Raw genomic sequence first — 22,373 nt, forward strand, 5'->3', positions numbered from 1 at the left:
TAGACGCTGCTCTCATCTGGTTGAGGCGGTTCTCATGACGTTCACAGACAGCGCGCCGGGCTCTCACAGACTTCTCCAAGATCCGCGCCCTACTTTCGTCATGTCACGCCGACCGGAGGTGGGGAAAATGATCAGCAGTCGTACGAAGAACACGGCCCGCAACCCGAAGAAGTCCTGGTCCTCGGCCCTGTGGAGCCCCTGGACGGTGGCCTGCGCGACCGCCGTCGTCGTGCTCGGCCCGTCCGCCGTCACCGCGTCCGCACTGGAGCGCGCCAACTCCGCGCCGCTGCACGGCGCCTCGGCCCCCGAGCACCCGGCCCCGGGCAGGCACCGCCCGCACGCCCAGCCGCAGACGGCCGAGCAGTACGCGTACCTGCCGCGCGACACGAGCCGCGGGCTGCGGGCCTGAACAGGCCCGAGCGGAACAGATCTGCGGAACAGATCCAGAACAGGTCTACGCCCGGAAGCGTTCCCAGAGTTTCGGATAGCGCTCCGCGAGCGCGGTCTCGTTCTCGAAGTCGATCGGGGTGCCCTCGGGTTCGCCGGGCTGGGGCGGGAGGCCGAGGTCCGGGGCGACCACGCCGGTGAGCTGCTCGTACGCCTCGTCAGCGGCGTAGCCCAGCTCCTCGCCGTCCCCGTCGATCTCCTCGTCGAAGTCGTCCAGGAGGTCGGCGAGCGAGTCCGGGTCGCCGTGCAGGGCGCCCTCGAAGACCTCGCGGCCCTGGCCGATCAGCCAGCACCGGAAGGAGTCGAAGGCGTCGTCACTGGCCCCGTCCAGGAGCAGCCAGGCGGCGCCCCACAGGTCCCAGCGGTATGCGCGGTTGTAGCGGGACTCGAAGTGCCGGGCGAAGTCGAGGACCGAGTCCGGGTCGAGCTGGAGCAGCCGATCGACCAGCAGATCGGCCTGGTCCTCGGGGTCACCCCCGGCGGCCTCACGGGTCGCGTCCACCAGCTCCCAGAACTCCGTCTCGTCCATCACGGGTCAAGCATCGGGCCTGGGCGGGTGGGGCGCACGTGGAGTGTGGCGGATTGTTATGGGCGGGATGACGCGCCCCGGGGGTCGTACAGCGCGGCCAGCCGTATCGCGTCGCTCGCGAACCGCGCCCGCAGTTCCTCCGGCGCCAGTACCTCGGCCTCAGGCCCGAGCGCCGCGAGCTGGGTGTGGGCGACCTCTTCGGACTCCACCGGGAGCGTCAGCGTCACCCACCCGTCCCCGTCCGGGGCGCCGGCCGCCTCCAGCGCCTCCCGCGCGGACTGCGGATCGACGGCGTACGGCAGTCTGCGCACCCCGCCCGGGGACATCCGCACCACGACCTCGGCCAGCAGAATGGACCGCGCGAACTGCTCGGCCCGCTCGTCCCAGAAGCCCGGCAGATCGAACCGCTCGTCCCGCTCGAACCGCTCGTCACCGGAGTCCACGGCGGTGAACCGGTCGATGCGGTACACCCGGTACGACCCGTGTCCCGCGACCCGGGCGCACACGTACCAGACCCCCGCCTTCAGCACGAGCCCGTACGGTTCCAACTCCCGCTCGACCTCGGCCTCCCCGCGCCGGTACTGGGCGACGATCCGCCGGTCGTCCCACACCGCGTCGGCCACGGCGGGCAGCAACTCGGGGGTCTTCGGCTCCTTGAACCAGCTCGGGGCGTCGAGATGGAACCGCTGAGCGGCGGTACGGGAGGCGTCGCGGAGGGAGGGCATGAGGGCCGCCGACACCTTCAGCCGGGCGGCGGAGGCGGCGTCCTCCAGGCCCATCTCCCGCAGCGCCCCCGGCACACCGCTGAGGAACAGCGCCTCGGCCTCGCCGCGGGCCAGGCCGGTGAGGCGGGTCCGGTAGCCGCCGATCAGCCGGTATCCGCCGGCCCGGCCCCGGTCCGCATACACCGGCACCCCCGCCTCCGACAGCGCCTGGGCGTCCCGGGTGACCGTCCGCTCCGACACCTCCAGCTCCCGGGCCAGCTCGGCGGCGGTCATGGACGGACGGGACTGCAGCAACAGCACCATCTTGATGAGGCGGGCAGCACGCATGTGTTCATGATGCCGGGCGGGTGGGTGCGGGTGAGTGGGGGCTGGTCGCGCAGTTCCCCGCGGCCCCAAAGACGAAAGGCAGGGGCGCAGCCCCGTCTTTCAGGGGCGCGGGGAACTGCGCGACCAGCCCCCACCGACCGGCAGTGAAACTACAACCCGTACTTCTCCCGCGCTTCCTTCACCGCGGAAGCCTTCAGCTCTCCGCGCCGCGCGAGCTGCGCGAGGGCCGCGACCACGATGGACTGGGCGTCGACCCCGAAGTGACGGCGGGCCGCCTCGCGGGTGTCGGAGAGGCCGAAGCCGTCCGCGCCCAGTGACGAGTAGTCCTGTTCGACCCACTGCGCGATCTGGTCGGGGACCTGACGCATGTAGTCGGAGACGGCCAGCACCGGACCCTCGGCACCCTGCAGGGCCTGGCGGACGAACGGCACCCGCTCCTCGCCGCGCAGCAGGGCCGCGTCCGCCTCCAGGGCGTCCCGGCGCAGCTCGCTCCAGGAGGTCGCGGACCAGACGTCGGCCGCCACGCCCCACTCCTCGGCGAGGAGTCTCTGCGCCTCCAGGGCCCAGTGGATCGCCGTGCCGGAGCCGAGCAGCTGGATGCGGGGAGCGCTCGCGGCGGACACGTTCAGGCCCGCCGACTCGACCGTGTTGAAGCGGTACAGGCCCTTGACGATGCCCTCGTCGATACCGAGTCCGGCCGGCTTCGCGGGCTGCGGCATCGGCTCGTTGTAGACGGTGAGGTAGTAGAAGACGTTCTGGTCCTCGCCGGGCGCGGCCTCGCCGTACATACGGCGCAGCCCGTCCTTGACGATCGCCGCGACCTCGTAGGCGAAGGCCGGGTCGTACGTCATGGCCGCCGGGTTGGTCGCCGCGATCACCGGGGAGTGGCCGTCGGCGTGCTGGAGGCCCTCGCCCGTCAGGGTCGTACGGCCGGCCGTGGCGCCGACGAGGAAGCCGCGGCCGAGCTGGTCGCCGAGCTGCCACATCTGGTCGGCCGTGCGCTGCCAGCCGAACATCGAGTAGAAAATGTAGAACGGGATCATCGCTTCGCCGTGCGTGCTGTACGCGGTGGACGCGGCGATGAAGTCCGCCATGGAGCCGGCCTCGGTGATCCCCTCGTTGAGGATCTGGCCGTCCTTGGCCTCCTTGTAGTACATCAGCTGGTCGCGGTCGACCGGCTCGTACGTCTGGCCCTTCGGCGAGTAGATGCCGAGGGACGGGAAGAGGCTCTCCATGCCGAAGGTGCGCGCCTCGTCGGGGACGATCGGCACCCAGCGCCGGCCGCTCTCCTTGTCGCGGACCAGGTCCTTGATCAGTCGTACGAAGGCCATGGTCGTGGCGATGTTCTGCGAGCCGGAGCCCTTGTCGAACGACGTGAACGTCTTCTCGGCCGGGGCGGGCAGGGGAGCGAGCGCGTGCGTACGGCGGGCCGGGGCGGGGCCGCCGAGGGCCGCGCGGCGCTCCTGGAGGTAGCGGACCTCGGGGGAGTCCGTGCCGGGGTGGCCGTACGGCACGACTCCGTCGACGAAGTCGCTGTCCTTGATCGGCAGTTCCAGCAGGTCGCGCATTGTCTTGAACTCGTCCACCGTCAGCTTCTTCATCTGGTGGTTGGCGTTCTTCGACGCGAAGCCCTCGCCGAGGGTGTGACCCTTGACGGTCTGGGCCAGGATGACGGTCGGGGCGCCCTTGAACTCGACGGCCGCCTTGTACGCCGCGTACACCTTGCGCGCCTCGTGACCACCTCGGGAGAGGTGGAAGCACTCGAAGATCTTGTCGTCGCTCAGCAGCTTCGCCATCTCGACGAGCGCCGGGTCGGCGCCGAAGAAGTCCTGGCGGATGTAGGCGGCGTCGCGGGTCTGGTACGTCTGGACCTGGGCGTCGGGTACCTCGCGCAGCCGGCGTACGAGCGCGCCCGTGGTGTCGAGCTGGAACAGCTCGTCCCACGCCGAGCCCCACAGCGACTTGATCACGTTCCAGCCGGCGCCGCGGAACTGGGCCTCCAGCTCCTGCACGATCTTGAAGTTCGCGCGGACCGGGCCGTCGAGGCGCTGGAGGTTGCAGTTGATGACGAAGGTCAGGTTGTCGAGACCTTCGCGGGAGGCGAGGGCGAGTGCCGCCGTCGACTCGGGCTCGTCCATCTCGCCGTCGCCGAGGAACGCCCAGACGTGGGAGTTCGAGACGTCCTTGATGTTGCGGCTGGTCAGGTACCGGTTGAAGCGGGCCTGATAGATCGCGGACAGCGGGCCGAGGCCCATCGACACCGTCGGGAACTCCCACAGCCAGGGGAGGCGGCGGGGGTGCGGATACGACGGCAGGCCGTTGCCGGCGGACTCCCGGCGGAAGTTGTCGAGGTGGTGCTCGGTCAGGCGGCCGTCCAGGAAGGCGCGGGCGTAGATGCCGGGGGAGGCGTGGCCCTGGATGTAGAGCTGATCGCCGGAGCCGTCCGCCTCCTTGCCCCTGAAGAAGTGGTTGAAGCCGGTCTCGTAGAGCCAGGCCGCGGAGGCGAAGGTGGCGATGTGGCCGCCGACGCCGTATTTGCTGCCGCGGGTGACCATCGCGGCCGCGTTCCAGCGGTTCCACGCGGTGATCTTCCGCTCCATCTCCTCGTCACCGGGCGCGCTCGGCTCGGCGGCGGTCGGGATGGTGTTGACGTAGTCCGTCTCCAGCAGCTTGGGCAGCGCGATGCCGTTGCCCTCCGCGCGCTCCAGGGTGCGGCGCATCAGGTATGCGGCACGGTGCGGCCCGGCCGCTTTGGTGACGGCGTCCAGCGAGGCCTGCCATTCGGCGGTCTCCTCCGGATCGCGGTCGGGGAGCTGGTCGAGCGCGCTCGGCTGGATGGCGTTGGGGTCGGTCATAGCGCCGCCTTCCTCAGTCGAAGGGGTTCCCTCATCGGTATGGGGTAGGGGGTTGCCCTTTGTCTTTGGCAGGACAGGGCGGCGGGCTTCGGTGGAAGCCCGTCGGTGACTGTAACTCGCTGATCGATGATCGATCAAAGGGTTGCCGGGCAAAACCTCTTGATCACGAGAAAGTCGGCACGGGGTGCCTCCGGCGGAGACACCGGGTGCCGTGGCGGGGTGGGGTTTTTGCAGGTGGGGCGGCGTATCAGCGGGGCCGTCCCTGGGGGCTGCGCATCAATCCAGCCCCTCCGGCGTTTGAGGAGCGGGGTCCGGGGCGGAGCCCCGGGGATGGGAGGGGTAGGGGCGGGCGGGGGCGAGGAAACCCGTGTTACGAGGGGTCGTCGCCCGTGTGCGGGGCGCAGCCCAGGACGTGGGCCTTGACCAGGTCCGCGATACGCGGGTCGCGGCGGCGGAAGGCGGCGACCAACTCCTCGTGCTCCTCGGCGTAGGACTGCTGGACGGTGCCGAGCCAACGGATGGACAGGGCGGTGAAGACCTCGATGCCCAGCCCCTCCCACGTGTGCAGCAGCACCGAGTTCCCGGCCGCCCGCACCAGCTCACGGTGGAACGCCACCGTGTGCCGCACCTGCGCCGTACCGTCGGAGTCCCGGTCCGCCTCGTACAGGGCGGCGACATGCGGCTCCAACGCCGAGCAGTCCCCGGCCAACCGCTCCGCCGCCAGCTCCGCCGCGATCGCCTCGAGCCCGGCCCGCACCGGATAGCTCTCCTCCAGATCCGCCGCCGTCAGATTCCGCACACGTACGCCCTTGTTCGGCGCGGATTCGATCAACCTCAGCGACTCCAGCTCGCGCAACGCCTCCCGCACGGGAGTCTGGCTGACCTCCAGCTCCGTCGCGATCCGCCGCTCCACGATCCGCTCACCCGGCTGCCACCGCCCGCTCACGATCCCCTCCACGATGTGCTCGCGGATCTGTTCGCGCAGCGAGTGGACGACGGGCGCGGTGGTCATGCGGGCTCCTTCGGCGGGGGACAGAGCCCCAAGGGCGTTGACCTCTAGACAATAAAGCCGCGACCCCGCCGGTGAGAGGCGCACGGGGACGCTTTCTCGCAGGTGAGACGAGACTTACACGCCGCCAGGAAAGGCAGTTCTGTAAAGGCCCGTACCGGCCAGGCTTTGGCGCGACCCCGCCCACCGGGCCACCGTCGGCGCACGGCATGACGAAGGTGCCCCCGTCCGGAAGCTCCGGACGGGGGCACCTTCGTACTGTGATCAGAAAGCCCTGACCAACGGCTGATCGGTGGCCGATCAGTGGCTGATCAGCGAGGCTCTACAGGCCGAGCTCGACCTCGAACTCGCCCGCCTCCAGGATCCCCTTGACCGCCGTCAGGTAACGGGCCGCGTCGGCGCCGTCGACCAGGCGGTGGTCGTACGAGAGGGTGAGGTAGGTCATGTCGCGGACGCCGATGACCGTGCCCTCCTCCGTCTCGATGACGGCGGGGCGCTTGACCGTCGCGCCGATGCCGAGGATCGCGACCTGGTTCGGCGGCACGATGATCGTGTCGAAGAGCGCGCCGCGCGAGCCGGTGTTGGAGATGGTGAAGGTCGCGCCGGAGAGCTCGTCCGGGGTGATCTTGTTCGCCCGGACCTTGCCCGCCAGGTCGGCGGTGGCCTTGGCGATACCGGCGATGTTGAGGTCGCCCGCGTGCTTGATGACCGGGGTCATCAGGCCCTTCTCGGAGTCCACCGCGATACCGACGCTCTCGGTGTCGAAGTAGGTGATCGTGCCCTCGTCCACGTTGATCCGGGCGTTGATGGCCGGGTGGGCCTTCAGCGCCTGGGCCGCCGCCTTCACGAAGAACGGCATCGGGGAGAGCTTGACGCCCTCGCGCGCGGCGAAGGAGTCCTTGGCCTGGCCCCGCAGACGCATCAGGCGGGTCACGTCGACCTCGACGACCGAGGACAGCTGGGCCTGCTCGCGCAGGGCCTTGACCATGTTGTCGCCGATGACCTTGCGGATCCGCGGCATCTTGATGGTCTGGCCGCGGAGGGGGGAGACCTCCAGGACCGGAGCCTTCTTCGACGGGGCGGCGGCAAGGCCCCCGGCAGTCACAGCGGCGACCGGGGCCGGAGCCGCGGCAGCGGCCTTCGCGGCCTCGGCGGCGGCGATGACGTCCTGCTTGCGGATACGGCCGCCGACGCCGGTGCCCTTGACGGCGGCCAGGTCGACACCGTTCTCGGCGGCGAGCTTGCGCACCAGCGGGGTGACGTAGGCACCCTCGTCGGTGGCCTGCGCGGCGGCCGGAGCGGCGACAGCCGGAGCCGGGGTGACCGGGGCGGGCGCGGCAACCGGCGCGGCCGGAGCAGCGGCGGGCGCCGGAGCCGGAGCGGCCGGGGCGACCGGCGCGGGGGCCGGAGCGGCCGGGGCGACCGGCGCGGCCGGAGCCGGGGCAGCGGCGGCGGGCGCCGGCGCCGGGGCGGCCGGAGCGGCGGCGGGCGCGGCACCCGGGGCGCCGATGACGGCCAGCTTGGCACCGACCTCGGCGGTCTCGTCCTCGGCGACCACGATCTGCAGGAGCACACCGGAGGTGGGCGCCGGGATCTCGGTGTCGACCTTGTCCGTGGAGACCTCGAGCAGCGGCTCGTCGGCCTCGACGGAGTCGCCGACCTCCTTGAGCCAGCGGGTGACGGTGCCCTCGGTGACGGACTCGCCGAGCGCCGGGAGGACCACGTCGGTGCCCTCGGCGGAGCCACCGCCGGTGGCGGCCTCGGCGGTCGGGGCCGGCGCGGGAGCGGCCTGCTCGGTGGAGGGCGTGGACTGCGGGGCGGGCTCCGGCTCGGCGGCCGGAGCCGGAGCCTCGGCAGCGGCGGGGGCCGGGGCGGCGGCGGGCGCGCCCGTGCCGTCGTCGATGACGGCCAGCTCGGCGCCGACCTCGACGGTCTCGTCCTCGGCGACCTTGATGGACGCCAGGATGCCGGCGGCGGGGGAGGGGATCTCGGTGTCGACCTTGTCGGTCGAGACTTCGAGCAGCGGCTCGTCGGCCTCTACGCGCTCACCCTCGGCCTTCAGCCAGCGGGTGACAGTGCCCTCGGTGACGCTCTCGCCGAGCGCCGGAAGGGTTACGGAAACCGCCATGGTTTCTGTTGCTCCTTAACGATTGCGGAAGTCTGTGGTCGTCGACGCGCCCACTGCGACGCGGTGACTGGGGGCCGGGCGGCCGGCCTGCCCGGGAAAGTCCGGGCGACCGGCCGGTGGCGGGTCAGTCGTGCGAGTGCAGCGGCTTGCCCGCGAGGGCCAGGTGGGCCTCGCCGAGCGCCTCGCTCTGTGTCGGGTGGGCGTGGATGAGCTGGGCGACCTCGGCGGGCAGCGCTTCCCAGTTGTAGATCAGCTGGGCTTCGCCGACCTGCTCGCCCATACGGTCGCCGACCATGTGGACGCCGACCACGGCACCGTCCTTGACCTGGACGAGCTTGATCTCGCCCGAGGTGTTGAGGATCTTGCTCTTGCCGTTGCCCGCGAGGTTGTACTTCAGAGCGACGACCTTGTCCGCGCCGTAGATCTCCTTGGCCTTGGCCTCGGTGATACCCACGGAGGCGACCTCCGGGTGGCAGTACGTCACCCGGGGGACACCGTCGTAGTCGATCGGGACGGCCTTGAGACCGGCCAGACGCTCCGCCACCAGGATGCCCTCGGCGAAGCCGACGTGCGCGAGCTGGAGCGTCGGGACCAGGTCACCGACGGCCGAGACGGTGGGGACGTTCGTCCGCATGTACTCGTCGACGAGGACGTAGCCGCGGTCCATCGCGACGCCCTGCTCCTCGTAGCCGAGACCGGCGGAGACGGGCCCGCGGCCCACCGCGACCAGCAGCAGCTCGGCCTCGAACTCCTTGCCGTCGGCGAGGGTGACCTTGACGCCGTCGGTGGTGTACTCGGCCTTGGAGAAGAAGGTGCCCAGGTTGAACTTGATGCCGCGCTTGCGGAAGGCGCGCTCAAGAAGCTTGGAGGAGTTCTCGTCCTCGAGGGGCGCCAGGTGCTTGAGGCCCTCGATGATCGTGATGTCCGTACCGAAGGACTTCCAGGCGGAGGCGAACTCGACGCCGATGACACCGCCGCCGAGGACGATCGCCGACTTCGGTACCCGGTCCAGGACGAGGGCGTGGTCCGAGGAGATGATCCGGTTGCCGTCGATCTCCAGGCCCGGCAGCGACTTCGGCACGGAGCCGGTCGCCAGCAGGACGTGGCGGCCCTGGACACGCCGGCCGTTCACGTCGACGGAGGTGGGGGAGGACAGCCGGCCCTCACCCTCGATGTACGTCACCTTGCGGGAGGCGACGAGCCCCTGGAGGCCCTTGTACAGGCCGGAGATCACACCGTCCTTGTACTTGTGGACCCCGGCGATGTCGATGCCCTCGAAGGTGGTCTTGACACCGAACTGCTCGCTCTCGCGGGCCTGGTCGGCGATCTCACCCGCGTGCAGCAGGGCCTTGGTGGGGATGCAACCCCGGTGCAGGCAGGTGCCGCCGACCTTGTCCTTCTCGATCAGGGCGACGTCCAGTCCCAGCTGCGCCCCGCGCAGGGCCGCGGCGTAACCACCGCTACCACCGCCGAGGATCACTAGGTCGAAAACGGTGCTGGCGTCGTTCGCCACGTCACGTCCTCCATGCATGTGCGCCGTACGCCGGTCGTCCACGACCGCGCGGCGGCTGGTGTCCGGCCGCTCTTCTTCGGCCCTGTGGTGGGGGCCCTGTCCTGCCGAGCCCCATCTTCGCACTTGTCACCACCGAACGAGACGCCGGGCTGCTGTGTGAGACGTCCCACAGAAAACCCCGCGCCCCTTTTGAGGGGCGCGGGGAACCGCGCGATCAACCACATACGGCCGCGAGCCGCCGTAGCAAGGGCATGGATCGGGCTATCGGGCGCGGCCTCAGCCCAGGTCACCCGAGGCGGCCAACTCCGCCAGCCGCACCAGGGTCCGCACAGCCGTCCCGGTCCCGCCCTTCGGCGTGTACCCGAAGGGCCCTCCCTCGTTGAAGGCCGGACCCGCGATGTCCAGGTGCGCCCAGGTGATGCCCTCGCCCACGAACTCCTTCAGGAAGAGACCGGCGACCAGCCCACCGCCGTACCGCTCGCCCATGTTCGCGATGTCGGCCGTGGGGGAGTCCATCCCCTTGCGCAGGTGGGAGGGGAGCGGCATGGGCCACGCCGGCTCACCGGACTCCTCGGCGGCCTCGTGCACCGCGGAGCGGAAGGTGTCGTCGTTCGCCATGATCCCGAACGTCCGGTTGCCCAGCGCCAGCATCATCGCCCCGGTCAGCGTCGCCACGTCGACGATCGCGTCCGGCTTGTCCTCGGACGCCTTGGCGAGCGCGTCGGCCAGCACGAGCCGGCCCTCGGCGTCGGTGTTCAGCACCTCCACCGTCTTGCCGCTGTACATGCGCAGCACATCACCCGGGCGGGTGGCGGAACCGGACGGCATGTTCTCGGCGAGGGCGAGCCAGCCGGTGATGTTGACCTCGAGGCCGAGCCGGGCGGCCGCGACGACCGCGGCGAACACGGCGGCCGCGCCGCTCATGTCGCACTTCATCGTCTCGTTGTGCCCGGCGGGCTTCAGCGAGATGCCGCCCGAGTCGTACGTGATGCCCTTGCCGACGAACGCCAGGTGCTTCTTCGCCTTGGAGCTGGTGTACGACAGCTGCACCAGGCGGGGCGTGGCCGCGGAGCCCGCGCCGACGCCGAGGATGCCGCCGTAGCCGCCCTTGGCGAGGGCCTTCTCGTCGAGGACGGTCACCTTGATGCCGTGCTCCTTGGCCGCGGCCTGCGCGACGGCGGCGAAGGCCTCCGGGTCGAGGTCGTTCGGCGGCATGTTGATCAGGTCGCGGGCCCGGTTCAGCTCCTCGGCCACCGCGACGGCACGGTCGGCGGCGGCCTTGTGGGCGCGGTCGCGGGACTTGGCGCCGAGCAGGGCGACCTCGGCGAGCGGGGCCTTGCCGTTCTTCGCCTTGGCGGCCTTGTCCGAAGGCGCGTTCCCCTTGTAGACGTCGAAGGAGTACGCGCCGAGCAGCGCGCCCTCGGCGACGGCGCCCACGGCGGCGGCGTCCGCTAGGGGCAGCGTGAACGCGGCCTTCTTCGAACCGGACAGCGCGCGGGCCGCGGCACCGGCCGCCCGGCGCAGCTCCTCCGCGCCGAACGAGCCGTCCTTCTCCGGCACCGCTCCCAGGCCCACCGCCACCACGAGCGGCGCCTTGAAGCCGGACGGCGCGGGCAGCTTCGTCACCTCGCCCTCGGCGCCCGAGGCGCCGAGGGTCTCCAGGACGCCGGCCAGCTTGCCGTCGTACGCCTTGTCCACGGCCTCGGCGCCCGGCGCTACGACCGGCCCCTTGGCGCCCTTCGCGACGCCGACCACGATTGCGTCGGCACGGAGGCCCGACGCGGCGGCGGTGCTGAGAGTGAGAGCAGTCACGGTGGTGAAATCTCGCTTCCGATTGAGTTTCGGTGGCCGAACGGATGGGTTGCCGTGCAGAGAACGAGCCTAGGCCCTGTTCGGCCCATCGGATCTGGGGCGCGAGGCCGGTTCCGTACTCGGCGTCCGCACACGGTCCGCGCGGCGTCCGCAGCGACCAGCCTCCCTGAATTTCGGCGCCGTCCGTGCAGGGAGATCCCCATGTCTTCGCCATAGGGGGATCCCTTGTCGCCGGGCCGGCTTCGCGAGTTCGCAGGTCTTCGCGCGTAGCTTCGAGAGTCTCCGCGCGTAGCGTCGAGGCCCCGATTTCGATCACTCCTGCGGGCGTTCACCCCTATGTGGCGTCATGGTCATTTTCGCGCCCTCGTATGCCATGACCTGGGTCACACTCGTCCCGCCGGTGAGTGATCAGCTCATCGGTTTGCATCATTTCCACAGATTCCCCTCGGCGCGGACGTTCAGTCCGGCCTCGGCGGATCTTCTTGGGAGGGGCGAACATGGCGCACCGCGTGCCCGGATGGAGAAACGCCGCCACCGTCGTGGCGACCGCGAGCCTGCTGGCGGCGGGCCTCGGCATACCGGGGGCGTCGGCGGCCGGCCGGCCCCGTATCGACCTCAAGGTGCTGCTGGTCGACAACGGCGACAGCCCCGTCCAGGCCATCGCCGCCGAACTGCGGAGCACCGGCATCCCGTACACCCGCGTGAACCTCGCCGACGCGAACCGCCCGACCATCGACGCCGCCTTCCTCAGCGACACGGTGGGCGGCACCCCACGCGCCAAGTACCAGGGCGTGGTCCTGCCCAACGAGGCCCCGTTCGGCGCGGACTCGGCCGAGCAGAGCGCCCTGGAGACGTACGAGCGGACGTACGGCGTCCCGCAGGTCGACGCCTACACCTGGGCGCACCCCGGTGTCGGCCTCGACCACACGAGCGAGGGCGGCTGGGCCGGCACCCTCGACGGCCGCGAGGCCGAGGTCACCGACGCGGGCCGGGGCGGCCACTTCGGCTACCTGGACGGACAGCTCGCCTTCGAGGACAACTCGGCCACCCTTCATGAAAGTTACGGCTTCGTCGCCCGGCCCCGGACGGGCTACACCAGCTATCTCGACATCGCGGTGCCCGGCGGCAGCGGCCGGGGCAGCCTGGTCGGCGAGTACGCCCACGACGGGCGCCGTGAACTGGTCGTCACCTTCGCCTACAACCAGCACCAGCGGCAGTTCCGGGTACTGGCCCGCGGGATCGTCGAGTGGCTGACGGGCGGGGTGCACCTCGGGCGGAGCCGGAACTACTTCGCCGTCCACGTCGACGACGTCTTCGCCCCCGACAGCCGCTGGGACACCACGGACAACTGCACGACCGGCGGCTTCGACTGCGGCGGCGGGGAGGCCGGGGACACCGAGCCGATCCGGATGACCGCCGCCGACGCGGTGTACGCCAGGCAGTGGCAGCAGGCCGGCGGCTTCACCCTCGACCTGGTCTACAACGGGGGCAGCGGCGAGGAGTGGAAGGCAGCGCACGGCGGCACCGACGCCCTCACCGACCGACTGCTCGCCGACCGGAACGCCTACCGCTGGGTCAACCACACCTACACGCACCAGTACCTCGGCTGTGTCCAGGACACCTCGACCGTCCCGTGGAGCTGCGCGAAGAACCCGGACGGAACCACCCGCTACCTCGGCCGAGCCGAGATCGCCGAGCAGATCCGCGACAACCACGACTGGGCGGTCGCGCACGGCCTCCCGGTGCGGCAGGGCGAGCTGGTGACGGGCGAGCACTCCGGTCTGCGGACGCTGCCGCAGCAGCCGGACGACAACCCGAACCTCGCGGGCGCCCTCGCCGACAACGGTGTCACATGGATCGCCGCCGACAACTCCCGTGAGTCGGCCCAGCGTCCGGTGGGGCCCGCGCTGACCGTGCCGCGCCATCCGATGAACGTGTACTTCAACGTGGGCACGGCCGCGGAGATGGTCGACGAGTACAACTGGGTCTACACCTCGGCGGCCGACGGCGGCAGCGGGGTCTGCGAGAACAACGCGGCCTCCACCTGTCTGGCCGCCCCGCTCGACCCGGCCACGGGCTACGCCTCGCACATCGTCCCGCAGGAGGCCCGTACCGCCCTGCTGCACGCCGTCGGCAACGACCCGCGACCGCACTACGCGCACCAGTCCAACCTGGCCGAGGACCGGCTGCTCTACCCGGTCCTGGACCGGGTGCTCGCCGACTACCGGGGCCTCTTCGCCGCCGACACCCCGCTGGAGAACCCCCGGCAGAGCGCGATCGGCACCGAGCTGAAACGCCGGGCCGCCTGGCAGAGCGCCGTCGCGAACGGCACGGTGACGGCGTACCGGATCGGCACGACGGTGACGGTGACCGCCCCGTCCGGGACTCAGATCCCAGTGACCGCACCGGAGGGCACCACCAAGCAACTCCCCGTCGGGACCACCGCGTTCGGTACGCCGTACGCGGGAGGGCGCTCAGCTTGGACCACGCCCGCACCGTTGCAGACCGCTGTCGAGCTCAAGCTGCCTCAGCGCGCGACGAGGCCCAGCGGCAGCGCCCCCAAAGGGGCGCGGGGAACTGCGCGACCAGCCCCGATGGACCCGCAGCCGGGGTCCGGGGCCGCAGTTCCCCACACATCATCCGCACAACAGGGGGGAGCGGCGCAGCGATGCGCAACGGCCGTCATGTCACCATGCTCACCGAAGGCACCTACCCGCATGTCCACGGCGGGGTCAGCACCTGGTGCGACCAGCTCGTCAAGGGCATGCCCGACGTCGAGTTCCATCTCGTGTCGCTCACCGGCACCGGCCGCGAACCCGTGACCTGGGAACTGCCGCCGAACGTGTACCGGCACACCTCCGTACCGACCTGGGGCCCGCGCCCCGGCCGCGCACACGCCCCGTACGGCGGGGCCCGCCGCCGCTTCACCGACTCCTACGAACGGCTCCTGCTCGCCGTGCTGGACCCCGACGCGTCCTGCGACTTCGGCGAGGCACTGTACGAACTGGCCGAACTGGCCCGCGCCGGATGCCTGTCGGCGGCCCTGCGCACGGAATCCGCGCTGCGCTCGCTGATCTGGATCTGGACCATGCCGCACCTGACGACCGCCGCCGCGTGCCCCACGGTCCACGACGCGCTCACCGCGACGGACCTGCTGGAACACGCCCTGCGCCCGCTCGGCGCCCGTATCCCCGAGGACTCCGTGGCCCACGCCGTCAGCGGCGGCCTGGCGACGCTGCCCGCGCTCGCCGCCCGCGAGCTGGACGGCGTGCCGTTCCTGCTCACCGAGCACGGCATCTATCTGCGCGAGCGCTACCTCGGCCACCGCGCCGGCGACCAGCGGTGGCCCGTGAAGGCCTTCATGCTCGGCTTCCACCGCGAGCTGACCGCCCTCGGCTACCGCGCCGCCGACCTCATCACGCCCTGCAACCAGTACAACCGCCGCTGGGAGGAGCGCGGCGGCGCCGACGCCGACAAGATCCGTACGGTCTACAACGGCGTCGACCCGGCCGCCTTCCCGCACGCCGGCCCTGAGCCCGACATCCCCACCCTCACCTGGTGCGGCCGCGTCGACCCCGTCAAGGACCTGGAGACGCTGCTGCACGCGTACGCCCTGGTCCGCGCCGAACTCCCCGCGACCAGACTGCGGTTGTTCGGACCCGTGCCGCCCGGCGGCGAGGCCTACCGCACCGAGCTGGAGAAGCTCGCCGCCGAACTGGGCGTCACGGACGGGCTCACCTTCGAGGGCCGCGTCGACGAGGTGTGGCGGGCGTACGCGGCCGGGCACCTCGTGATGCTCTCGTCCATCTCCGAGGGCTTCCCGTTCTCGATCATCGAGGCCATGTCCTGCGGCCGTACGACCGTCTCGACCGACGTCGGCGGGGTCCGCGAGGCGGTCGGCGACACCGGCCTCGTCGTGCCCCCGCGCGAGCCGGAGCAGCTGGCCGACGCCGCGCTCACCCTCCTCCACGACGAGGAACGCCGCCTGGAACTGGGCGCGTCCGCCCGTCGGCGGGTCATCGACCGGTTCACCCTCCGCCGTTCCGTGGACGCCTTCCGCACGATCTACCGGGAACTCGCGGGCCGCGACGAGGCCGTGTACGAGCCCACGCCGGAGACGGTCGCCGACTGGACCGTGGAACTGCGCGACCCCTGGTACCAGACCGGGGCGACGGACGGAAGCGGCTGGTGAGCGGCGGCCTCTCGACGCCCCCGGGTGCCCGGCGGGACACCGGTTCGCCGGCTCCCCGGCAGCGCCGCCGGCCGCCGCGCTGGGACCGGCCCGACCCCATCGACCAACTCGCCGAGCGGTTCCGGGAGTCCGCGGCAGCCGCCGTCCACCCCGACGAGCTGGCCGCCCTGCTGGAGTCCGACGGCATGACGGACGACCAGATCCGCGAACGGTACGGCTGCCGCAACTCCTTCGCCCTCGCCGAGGAGTTGTACGAGCGCGTCGAGCGCGGCCGTCCCGAACCGGACGGCCCGGCCCCCGACCCCTGGCGGATCGATCTGCTGGGCTGCCTGCTGAGAGGCGTGGTCTTCGCCCTCCCCGGCCTCGGCTACCTCCTGGGCGCCCCCCTCCTCACCGGCCCCCACGACGGCTTCGGCCTCCCCGCCGGCACGGTCCCGCTGCTGGCCGGCGCCCTGTGCGGCTGGATGTGGAACCAGGGGCTCGCCCACCGGGCGTACTCCTGGCTCGGGTTGGGCGACCGCGACGCCGCCCGCCGCTCCCTGGCCGTCGGTGCTCCGGCGGGCGTGCTCCTCGGCGCGGTGGCCGCTTTCCTCGCGGCCGGCGGCGGCGCTCCGGGCGCGGTGGCCTTCGCCGCCGGACAGTCCTGCTACCTCGGCGCCGCGACCGTCCTGCTGGTGATGGGCCGTGAACGGGCGCTGCTGTACTGCCTGTCGCCGATGGCGGCGGGCGCGCTCCTCGCCCTGGTACGGCCGGTGCCCGACTGGTCACGACTCGCCCTGCCGGCCGGCTCCCTGGCGGTGGTCGTCATTCTCGCCGGACTCGAAGTAGCGCCTGCGGTGAGGGGGTTGGGCGCAGGGAACCGGGCGGCCGCACTCGTCGCCCTGCTGCGCCTCGGCACCCCCGGCGGCTCTCCCCGGCTCTCCGCCTCCCTCCCGTACGCCTTCTGCGGCCTCGGCACCGGTGTGCTCGTGCTGTACGCGGCGCTCGGGGACCTGATCGCCCACGAGGGACACGGCGCGGTCGCCGCACCCGCCGCCGTGGCACTCACGCTCAGCATGGGACCCGCCGAATGGCTGCTGTACCGCTTCCGCAGCGAAGGCCTGGCCGGACTGCGCTCCACCAGCACAACCGGTGCCTTCCGGCGCGCCGCGTCCGTGACCCTGGTGCAGTGCCTCGCCGGCTACCTCGCCACCCTGCTGATCCTGGCCCACGCCACGGCCGCGCTGTGGCCCGGCGCCCCGGACCTCGACGCGGTCCACCTCGCCGGCCTGCTCCTGCTGGGCGCGGTGCTCTGGACCGGCCTGCTGCTCCAGTCGTTCGGCGCGGTCCCGGGCGCCGCCGCCGTGTGCTGCGCCGCCGCCCTCGCCCAGACCGTCGCCCTGGTGACGTACTCGGGCGACCCGCATCTGACCGGCCTGCTCGTGTACGGCGTCGCGGCCGGCCTCCAGACGGCCCTCGTCTGCGGCCTGCTGGGAAGGGCGACGGCCCACCGATGACAACGCCGGACAGAACACCGAAGAGAACACCGAAGAGAACACCGGTGAAGCCGGCGGTCTCCACCCGCGCCTCCCTCCTCGTCCCCTATTACGAGCACCCCTCCCACCGCCCCGCCGAATGGAACGCCCTCATCGCGGCCGCACCCCTGCTGTACGGCGTCGTCCTGAACCCGGCCGACGGCCCCGGCGACGCCCCCGACCCGGCCTTCATCCAGGTCGCGGGCCGGCTGCGGACCGCCGGCGTACGCCTCCTCGGCTACGCCGACACCGACTACGGCCGCAGACCCGTCACCGACGTCGTACGCGATCTGACCCGGTACCGCGCCTGGTACGGCACCGACGGCACGTTTCTCGACCAAGTGGCCTCGGGGCCGGGCGAGTTCGACTACTACCGGCGGCTCGCGGCGGCCGTCTGGAGCGCGGGCCACGCCACGCTCGCCCTCAACCCCGGCACCCCGCCGCACCCCGCCTACGCCCGTGTCGCCGACCTCATCGTCACCTTCGAGGGCAGCTGGGAGACGTACCGGGACGAGCCGTTCACGCCGTGGCCGGGCGGCCGTGGCGGCCTCGGCGTGCGGGCGTGCCATCTGGTGCACGGGGCGCCGCCGGACGCCGACGTGGCCGCCCTCGCCCGGACCCGCGGCGCCTCCGTGCACTGCGCGGTGCCCGGCGTGGGGGATCATCCCTGGGGTACGTTGCCGCACGCCCTGGAGCCCACCCGATGAGCCGCGTCCTCACCCGCAGCGCCCTGCTGTCCCTCCTCCTGCTGGCCGCGGGCTGCACGGCCGCCCCCGACGACAAGCCGGGCACCGGCCGGGAGACCGGCACAGGCGCGGGCGCCCGCTGGCAGCCGGAGCCCGGCACGGACTGGCAGTGGCAGCTCAGCGGGCGCCTGGACACCTCCGTCGACGTCGCCGTCTACGACATCGACGGCTTCGACCGGTCCGCCGACACGGTCGCCGAGCTGCACGACGACGGCCGCAAGGTCATCTGCTATCTGTCGACCGGCGCCTGGGAGGACTGGCGCCCGGACGCCGACGAGTTCCCGAAGTCGGTCATAGGCAAGGGCAACGGCTGGGAGGGCGAACGCTGGCTCGACATCCGCGAGACCGACGTCCTCGAACCCCTCATGGCCGCCCGTATCGACATGTGCGCGGAGAAGGGCTTCGACGCGGTCGAGCCGGACAACATGGACGGCTACCGCAACGAGACCGGCTTCCCCCTCAAGGCCACCGACCAACTGCGCTACAACCGCCTCATCGCCCGCCTCGCCCACGAACGGGGCCTCGCGGTCGGCCTGAAGAACGACCTCGACCAGATCCCGGAACTCGTCGACGACTTCGACTTCGCGGTCAACGAGCAGTGCGCCCAGTACGAGGAGTGCGAGGACCTGACGCCCTTCATCGACGCCGGCAAGGCCGTCTTCCACGTCGAGTACGAGAGGGAGACGGACGACTTCTGCCCCGAGGCCCGGCGCCTGGAGCTCAGCTCGCTGCTGAAGAAGTGGGAGCTGGGGGTGTGGCGCGAGGCCTGCTGATCACCCGAGGGCCCCTAGGGGATCACCCGAGGGTGAACACGACCAGCGCCGCCGTCGCCGCGGTCTCCGCCAGCCCGCCGAACACATCACCGCTCACCCCGCCGAACCGCCGCGTGCAGTGCCGAAGCAGCGACTCGGCGGCACCACAGGCGAGGACGACCGCGACGACCGTACGGCCCATGTCGTACGGCCCGAGAAGCGCCGCCGTGCCCGCCGCCGCGCAGAGGACCAGGCCGGCGACGAGCAGCGCTCGCCGTACCGGCACCACGCCCGCCACCGCCGCCCCGAGACCCTCGGGCCGGGCGGCCGGAACACCCCCGCGCGCGGCCAGCGTCAGGGCCAGCCGGGCGGCGGTCGCCGAGACGGCCGCCGCGAGCGCGCCCAGCGCCCAGGACTGCCCGTACGCCTCGGCGAGCGCGGCGACCTGGGCGAGCAGGACGAGCACGAGGGCGATGACACCGAACGGCCCGATGTCCGACTGCTTCATGATCCGCAGGGCGTCCTCGGCCGGCTTGCCGCTGCCGAGCCCGTCGGCGGTGTCGGCGAGCCCGTCCAGGTGCAGGCCCCGGGTGAGCACGGCCGGTACGGCGACGGAGGCCACGGCGGCGAGCAGCGGCCCCGCGCCCAGGAGCAGGAGGAGGCCGCCGAGCGCGGCCGAGACCAGGCCGACGACCAGCCCGGCGACGGGCGCGCAGAGCATCCCGACGCGTGCCGCCTCGCGGTCCCAGCGGGTCACGCGGACCGGCAGCACGGTCAGGGTGCCGAAAGCGAAACGGAGGCCGTCGCAGAGCGTGGGGCGGGCGGACGGATCCGTCGGCTCGGGCTCGGGGGTCGTGGACACCGGCGCAGGCTATCCGGCGGGCTCGGCGGCGCCCGGAGCCGGTGGTGGATAAAGTTCACATATGGGTCACTGGTGGGAACGGAACGTCATCGAGCCGGGCAAACTGCCGCTGCTCCTCGCCCTCACGGCCTTCATCCTCACCTTCCTGATCACCAGGCTCATCACCCGGCTGATCCGAGCGGGCAAGGGCCCCTTCCGCAACGTCAGCGGCAGCGGCGGCGTGCACATCCACCATGTCGTCCCCGGCGTCGTCCTCACCGTCGCCGGCGGCTTCGGCTCGGTGGCCGGCGACGGGCACGGCCTGGGCACGCTGATCTCCGCCGTGCTCTTCGGCATGGGGGTGGGCCTGGTCCTCGACGAGTTCGCCCTGATCCTGCACCTCGACGACGTGTACTGGAGTGAGGCGGGCCGCCAGAGCGTCGAAGTGGTCGTACTCACGGCCGCCCTCGTGGGCCTGATGCTGGTCGGCTTCGTCCCGCTCGGCGTCAACGACCTCAGCGACGAGGAACTCCAGAACCGCGGCGCCGTCCTGCTCAGCATGGGGACGAACTTCGCCATCGCCCTGATCGCCCTCAGCAAGGGCAAGGCCCGCACGGCGATCTTCGGCGTGATCATCCCGTTCATCGCCGTCATCGGCGCGATCCGCCTGGCCCGCCCCACCTCCGCCTGGGCCCGCCGCTTCTACCGACGCCGCCCGCGTGCCCGCGCCCGCTCCTGGCTGCGCGCCTACCGCCACGACCGCCGCTGGATCGGACCGAGCCGCCGCCTTCAGGACTGGATCGGCGGCACCCCGGACGTGACACCGGCACCGGAACTGGAGCCGGGAGCCGGTCGGGCGGGACCGTCCGGCCCGGCGGAACGCCGCTGACGTACGGCGACGACCCCGCACAGCACCAGCACCGCCCCGATCGCCGCCAGATGCTCCTTGCCCGCCAGGTTCTCCTTCACCAGCACCTCGACGACCATCGCCACGACCACCGCGCCCGCCGTCACATACGCCCGGCAACGCCACCCCACGAACACGGCGAGCCCGACCACCGCCGCCGACGGCCCGGTGTCCACGACCCGCGCGTCCGACGCGGGCAGCCCCACGAAGAAGACGTCCGGCCCGAGCGCGATGCCCACCCGCGCGTACAACGTGCCGGCCAGCGTGGCGAGGTACGCGACGGCCAGTGTCCGCCGTCTGCCCAGGCAGATCTCCGCGATCCCGAACACGACCAGGATCTGCGCGAGCGCACCCCACACGGGCAGATCCAGCGCCGGTACGAAGAGGGAGAGCGGCGTGCGCAGCAGTGCGAGCCGGAGCGGGTCCTCGGCGCGTACGGCACCGACGTTCTCGACGAGCCGGTAGCCCCAGGACTGGTTGTGCACGAGGTGGACGACAGTCGTCAGACAGACGGCGGCGACCGTCATGGGCACCGCCCGCAGGCGCCGGTGGACGACGGCCGGGCGCACGGCCCCGTACAGGAGCCCCCATTCGACGCGGGCCCAGCGGACGACGGCCCCCTTCATGTACACGCCCTCATCCGTGATCCCCACAGCCGCAGCACCGACCCCGCGTCGAGGTGCCCACCACATTCGAAGACCGACCGGAACACGGCGAAGTTGAGCGAGACCTGCGTGATCCCGATCTCGCTATGGGGCCGCGTCCCGTAGGCGGTGCGTGGGCGGGCCCTCAAGGCGGAAGCCTGGGGGCACCCCCTGCTTTTAAGGGGCGCGGGGAACTGCGCGACCAGCCCCCACGCACCCGCAGCCGAAGAGCGCACCCCTCGGGCGCCGCGGAGCCTACGTCGCGTCGTACTCCTCGGCCGGCTTCCGCTCCGGTTCAGCCTCCGGCTCCGGCTCCGCCGACTCCCGCTCCCGCTCGGGAATTTCCGCGGCCAGCGCCGCCGCGGCCTGCACCAGAGGCAGCGCCAGCAGCGCCCCCACCCCCTCGCCGACCTTCACCCCGTGGTCGAGCAGCGGCTCGATGGCCATCCGGTCCAGCGCCTTGGCCTGGGCCGGCTCCCCGCTGCTCTGCCCGGCGAGCCACCAGTCCGGCGCCCGGAACGCGACCCTCTGCGCGACCAGCGCACACGCCGCCGACACGACCCCGTCGAGGATCACCGGCATCTTCCGCACCGCGCTCTGCAGCAGGAACCCGGTCATGGCCGCGAGATCCGCGCCGCCCACGGTCGCCAGCAGCTGCAACTGGTCCCCGAGCACCGGCCGGGCCCGCCGCAGCGAGTCCCGTACGGCCGCGCACTTACGCATCCACGCCAGGTCGTCGATCGCCCGGCCGCCTCGCCCGGTGACGACGGACGCGTCGGTCCCGCACAGCCCGGCGACGAGGACCGCCGCCGCCGTGGTCCCGCCGACACTCACATCACCGAGGACGACGAGGTCGGTGCCGGAGTCCGCCTCCTCGTCCGCGAGGGCGACGCCCACCCGGAACGCGGCCTCCGCCTCCTGCGCCGTCAGCGCGTCCTCGACATCGATCCGCCCGGACCCACGCCGCACCCGGTGCCGTACGACCTCCGCGGGCAGCGCGTCCGGGTCGCAGTCGAGCGCCAGGTCCACCACGCGTACGGGTACGTCGAGCCGCCGGGCCAGCACCGACACCGGGCTGCTGCCGTCGAGGACGGCCCGCACCAGCTCCTCCGCGGTGCCCGCCGGCCGCGCCGAGACGCCGAGTTCGGCGATCCCGTGGTCGCCCGCGAACAGCACCACCCGGGCCTGGCTGATCGGCCGCACCGGCACGGCCGACTGCGCCGCCGCCAGCCACTCGCCCAGTTCGTCGAGGCGGCCCAGCGCCCCGGGCGGCACGATCTGCCTCTCCCGCCGCGCCTCGGCGTCGCGGCGCACCCCACCGTCGGGGCGCTCGATCAGATCGGTGAAGTCGTCGAGATTAAGCGAGCTCATTCGCCGAACAGTACCGGCAGCGATCGAACACGACCGCGCCACACCGAGACCCCGGGACGTA

Annotated in this window: 16 protein-coding genes and 1 pseudogene; 7 read left to right on the forward strand and 10 right to left on the reverse strand. The window is 72.0% G+C overall.

The features are described 5' to 3' along the window. Nucleotides 1–127 precede the first annotated feature (127 nt). On the forward strand, nt 128–409 hold the full coding sequence (locus tag I8N67_RS19370) for a hypothetical protein (protein ID WP_200304403.1): 282 nt from the start codon (nt 128–130) through the stop codon (nt 407–409). Between the two features lie 45 nt (nt 410–454). On the opposite strand, the gene I8N67_RS19375 is transcribed toward I8N67_RS19370, so the two are convergent. From I8N67_RS19375 to I8N67_RS19405, 7 genes are all read right to left on the reverse strand, one after another. Continuing rightward, nucleotides 455–976, reverse strand: coding sequence for a DUF4240 domain-containing protein (locus I8N67_RS19375; RefSeq protein ID WP_200304468.1), 522 nt, complete (start codon nt 974–976; stop codon nt 455–457). A gap of 56 nt (nt 977–1,032) precedes the next feature. After that, complete coding sequence (locus I8N67_RS19380; protein ID WP_200304404.1) at nt 1,033–2,028, reverse strand: helix-turn-helix transcriptional regulator; 996 nt, start codon at nt 2,026–2,028, stop codon at nt 1,033–1,035. A gap of 149 nt (nt 2,029–2,177) precedes the next feature. Then, a complete protein-coding gene (aceE, locus tag I8N67_RS19385; RefSeq protein WP_200304405.1) occupies nt 2,178–4,883 on the reverse strand; it encodes a pyruvate dehydrogenase (acetyl-transferring), homodimeric type in 2,706 nt (901 codons plus the stop codon). Nucleotides 4,884–5,253: 370 nt separating this feature from the next. Next, on the reverse strand, nt 5,254–5,895 hold the full coding sequence (locus tag I8N67_RS19390) for a GntR family transcriptional regulator (RefSeq protein WP_200304406.1): 642 nt from the start codon (nt 5,893–5,895) through the stop codon (nt 5,254–5,256). Between the two features lie 319 nt (nt 5,896–6,214). Then, a complete protein-coding gene (sucB, locus tag I8N67_RS19395; RefSeq protein WP_200304407.1) occupies nt 6,215–8,020 on the reverse strand; it encodes a 2-oxoglutarate dehydrogenase, E2 component, dihydrolipoamide succinyltransferase in 1,806 nt (601 codons plus the stop codon). Nucleotides 8,021–8,144: 124 nt separating this feature from the next. Continuing rightward, nucleotides 8,145–9,533 (reverse strand): dihydrolipoyl dehydrogenase, encoded by a 1,389-nt coding sequence (gene lpdA / locus I8N67_RS19400; RefSeq protein WP_200304408.1) that lies wholly within the window; start codon nt 9,531–9,533, stop codon nt 8,145–8,147. Nucleotides 9,534–9,809: 276 nt separating this feature from the next. Continuing rightward, nucleotides 9,810–11,345, reverse strand: coding sequence for a leucyl aminopeptidase (locus I8N67_RS19405; RefSeq protein WP_200304409.1), 1,536 nt, complete (start codon nt 11,343–11,345; stop codon nt 9,810–9,812). A 497-nt stretch (nt 11,346–11,842) separates the two neighbouring features. Here I8N67_RS19405 and I8N67_RS19410 point away from each other — a divergent pair, with 497 nt between their 5' ends. From I8N67_RS19410 to I8N67_RS19430, 5 genes and pseudogenes are all read left to right on the forward strand, one after another. Continuing rightward, nucleotides 11,843–14,167 (forward strand): hypothetical protein, encoded by a 2,325-nt coding sequence (locus I8N67_RS19410; RefSeq protein WP_234045943.1) that lies wholly within the window; start codon nt 11,843–11,845, stop codon nt 14,165–14,167. Next, nucleotides 14,089–15,537, forward strand: a pseudogene (gene pelF / locus I8N67_RS19415) (GT4 family glycosyltransferase PelF); the annotation flags it as partial. The gene I8N67_RS19410 and the pseudogene pelF, both read left to right, overlap by 79 nt. After that, complete coding sequence (locus I8N67_RS19420; RefSeq protein WP_200304411.1) at nt 15,534–17,033, forward strand: hypothetical protein; 1,500 nt, start codon at nt 15,534–15,536, stop codon at nt 17,031–17,033. The pseudogene pelF and the gene I8N67_RS19420, both read left to right, overlap by 4 nt. 44 nt (nt 17,034–17,077) lie before the next feature. After that, on the forward strand, nt 17,078–17,758 hold the full coding sequence (locus tag I8N67_RS19425; RefSeq protein WP_307835288.1) for a spherulation-specific family 4 protein: 681 nt from the start codon (nt 17,078–17,080) through the stop codon (nt 17,756–17,758). Next, nucleotides 17,755–18,570, forward strand: a complete 816-nt coding sequence (locus I8N67_RS19430) for an endo alpha-1,4 polygalactosaminidase (RefSeq protein ID WP_200304413.1) — start codon at nt 17,755–17,757, stop codon at nt 18,568–18,570. Before I8N67_RS19425 ends, I8N67_RS19430 begins: the two co-directional genes overlap by 4 nt. A 22-nt stretch (nt 18,571–18,592) precedes the next feature. On the opposite strand, the gene I8N67_RS19435 is transcribed toward I8N67_RS19430, so the two are convergent. Then, nucleotides 18,593–19,411 carry an adenosylcobinamide-GDP ribazoletransferase gene (locus I8N67_RS19435; RefSeq protein WP_200304414.1) on the reverse strand — a complete coding sequence of 273 codons (819 nt, stop codon included), beginning with the start codon at nt 19,409–19,411 and terminating at the stop codon, nt 18,593–18,595. Between the two features lie 61 nt (nt 19,412–19,472). Here I8N67_RS19435 and I8N67_RS19440 point away from each other — a divergent pair, with 61 nt between their 5' ends. Next, entirely contained in the window at nt 19,473–20,279 is an 807-nt protein-coding gene (locus I8N67_RS19440; RefSeq protein ID WP_200304415.1) for a hypothetical protein, read from the forward strand. Here the strand turns inward: I8N67_RS19440 and I8N67_RS19445 are convergent. After that, nucleotides 20,180–20,923, reverse strand: coding sequence for a hypothetical protein (locus I8N67_RS19445; protein WP_200304469.1), 744 nt, complete (start codon nt 20,921–20,923; stop codon nt 20,180–20,182). The genes I8N67_RS19440 and I8N67_RS19445 overlap by 100 nt on opposite strands. Before the next feature lie 273 nt (nt 20,924–21,196). Continuing rightward, entirely contained in the window at nt 21,197–22,312 is a 1,116-nt protein-coding gene (cobT, locus tag I8N67_RS19450; protein ID WP_200304416.1) for a nicotinate-nucleotide--dimethylbenzimidazole phosphoribosyltransferase, read from the reverse strand. Nucleotides 22,313–22,373 lie beyond the last annotated feature (61 nt).

The organism is Streptomyces adelaidensis (assembly GCF_016598475.1).
Taxonomy (GTDB): Bacteria; Actinomycetota; Actinomycetes; order Streptomycetales; family Streptomycetaceae; genus Streptomyces; species Streptomyces adelaidensis.

Bases quoted from the DNA above. Each gene is read 5' to 3' on its own strand.
- I8N67_RS19370 (WP_200304403.1), top strand. From the start codon at position 128: ATGATCAGCAGTCGTACGAAGAACACGGCCCGCAACCCGAAGAAGTCC.
- I8N67_RS19375 (WP_200304468.1), bottom strand. From the start codon at position 976: ATGGACGAGACGGAGTTCTGGGAGCTGGTGGACGCGACCCGTGAGGCC.
- I8N67_RS19380 (WP_200304404.1), bottom strand. From the start codon at position 2,028: ATGCGTGCTGCCCGCCTCATCAAGATGGTGCTGTTGCTGCAGTCCCGT.
- aceE (WP_200304405.1), bottom strand. From the start codon at position 4,883: ATGACCGACCCCAACGCCATCCAGCCGAGCGCGCTCGACCAGCTCCCC.
- I8N67_RS19390 (WP_200304406.1), bottom strand. From the start codon at position 5,895: ATGACCACCGCGCCCGTCGTCCACTCGCTGCGCGAACAGATCCGCGAG.
- sucB (WP_200304407.1), bottom strand. From the start codon at position 8,020: ATGGCGGTTTCCGTAACCCTTCCGGCGCTCGGCGAGAGCGTCACCGAG.
- I8N67_RS19410 (WP_234045943.1), top strand. From the start codon at position 11,843: ATGGCGCACCGCGTGCCCGGATGGAGAAACGCCGCCACCGTCGTGGCG.
- I8N67_RS19430 (WP_200304413.1), top strand. From the start codon at position 17,755: ATGAGCCGCGTCCTCACCCGCAGCGCCCTGCTGTCCCTCCTCCTGCTG.
- I8N67_RS19440 (WP_200304415.1), top strand. From the start codon at position 19,473: ATGGGTCACTGGTGGGAACGGAACGTCATCGAGCCGGGCAAACTGCCG.
- I8N67_RS19445 (WP_200304469.1), bottom strand. From the start codon at position 20,923: ATGAAGGGGGCCGTCGTCCGCTGGGCCCGCGTCGAATGGGGGCTCCTG.
- cobT (WP_200304416.1), bottom strand. From the start codon at position 22,312: ATGAGCTCGCTTAATCTCGACGACTTCACCGATCTGATCGAGCGCCCC.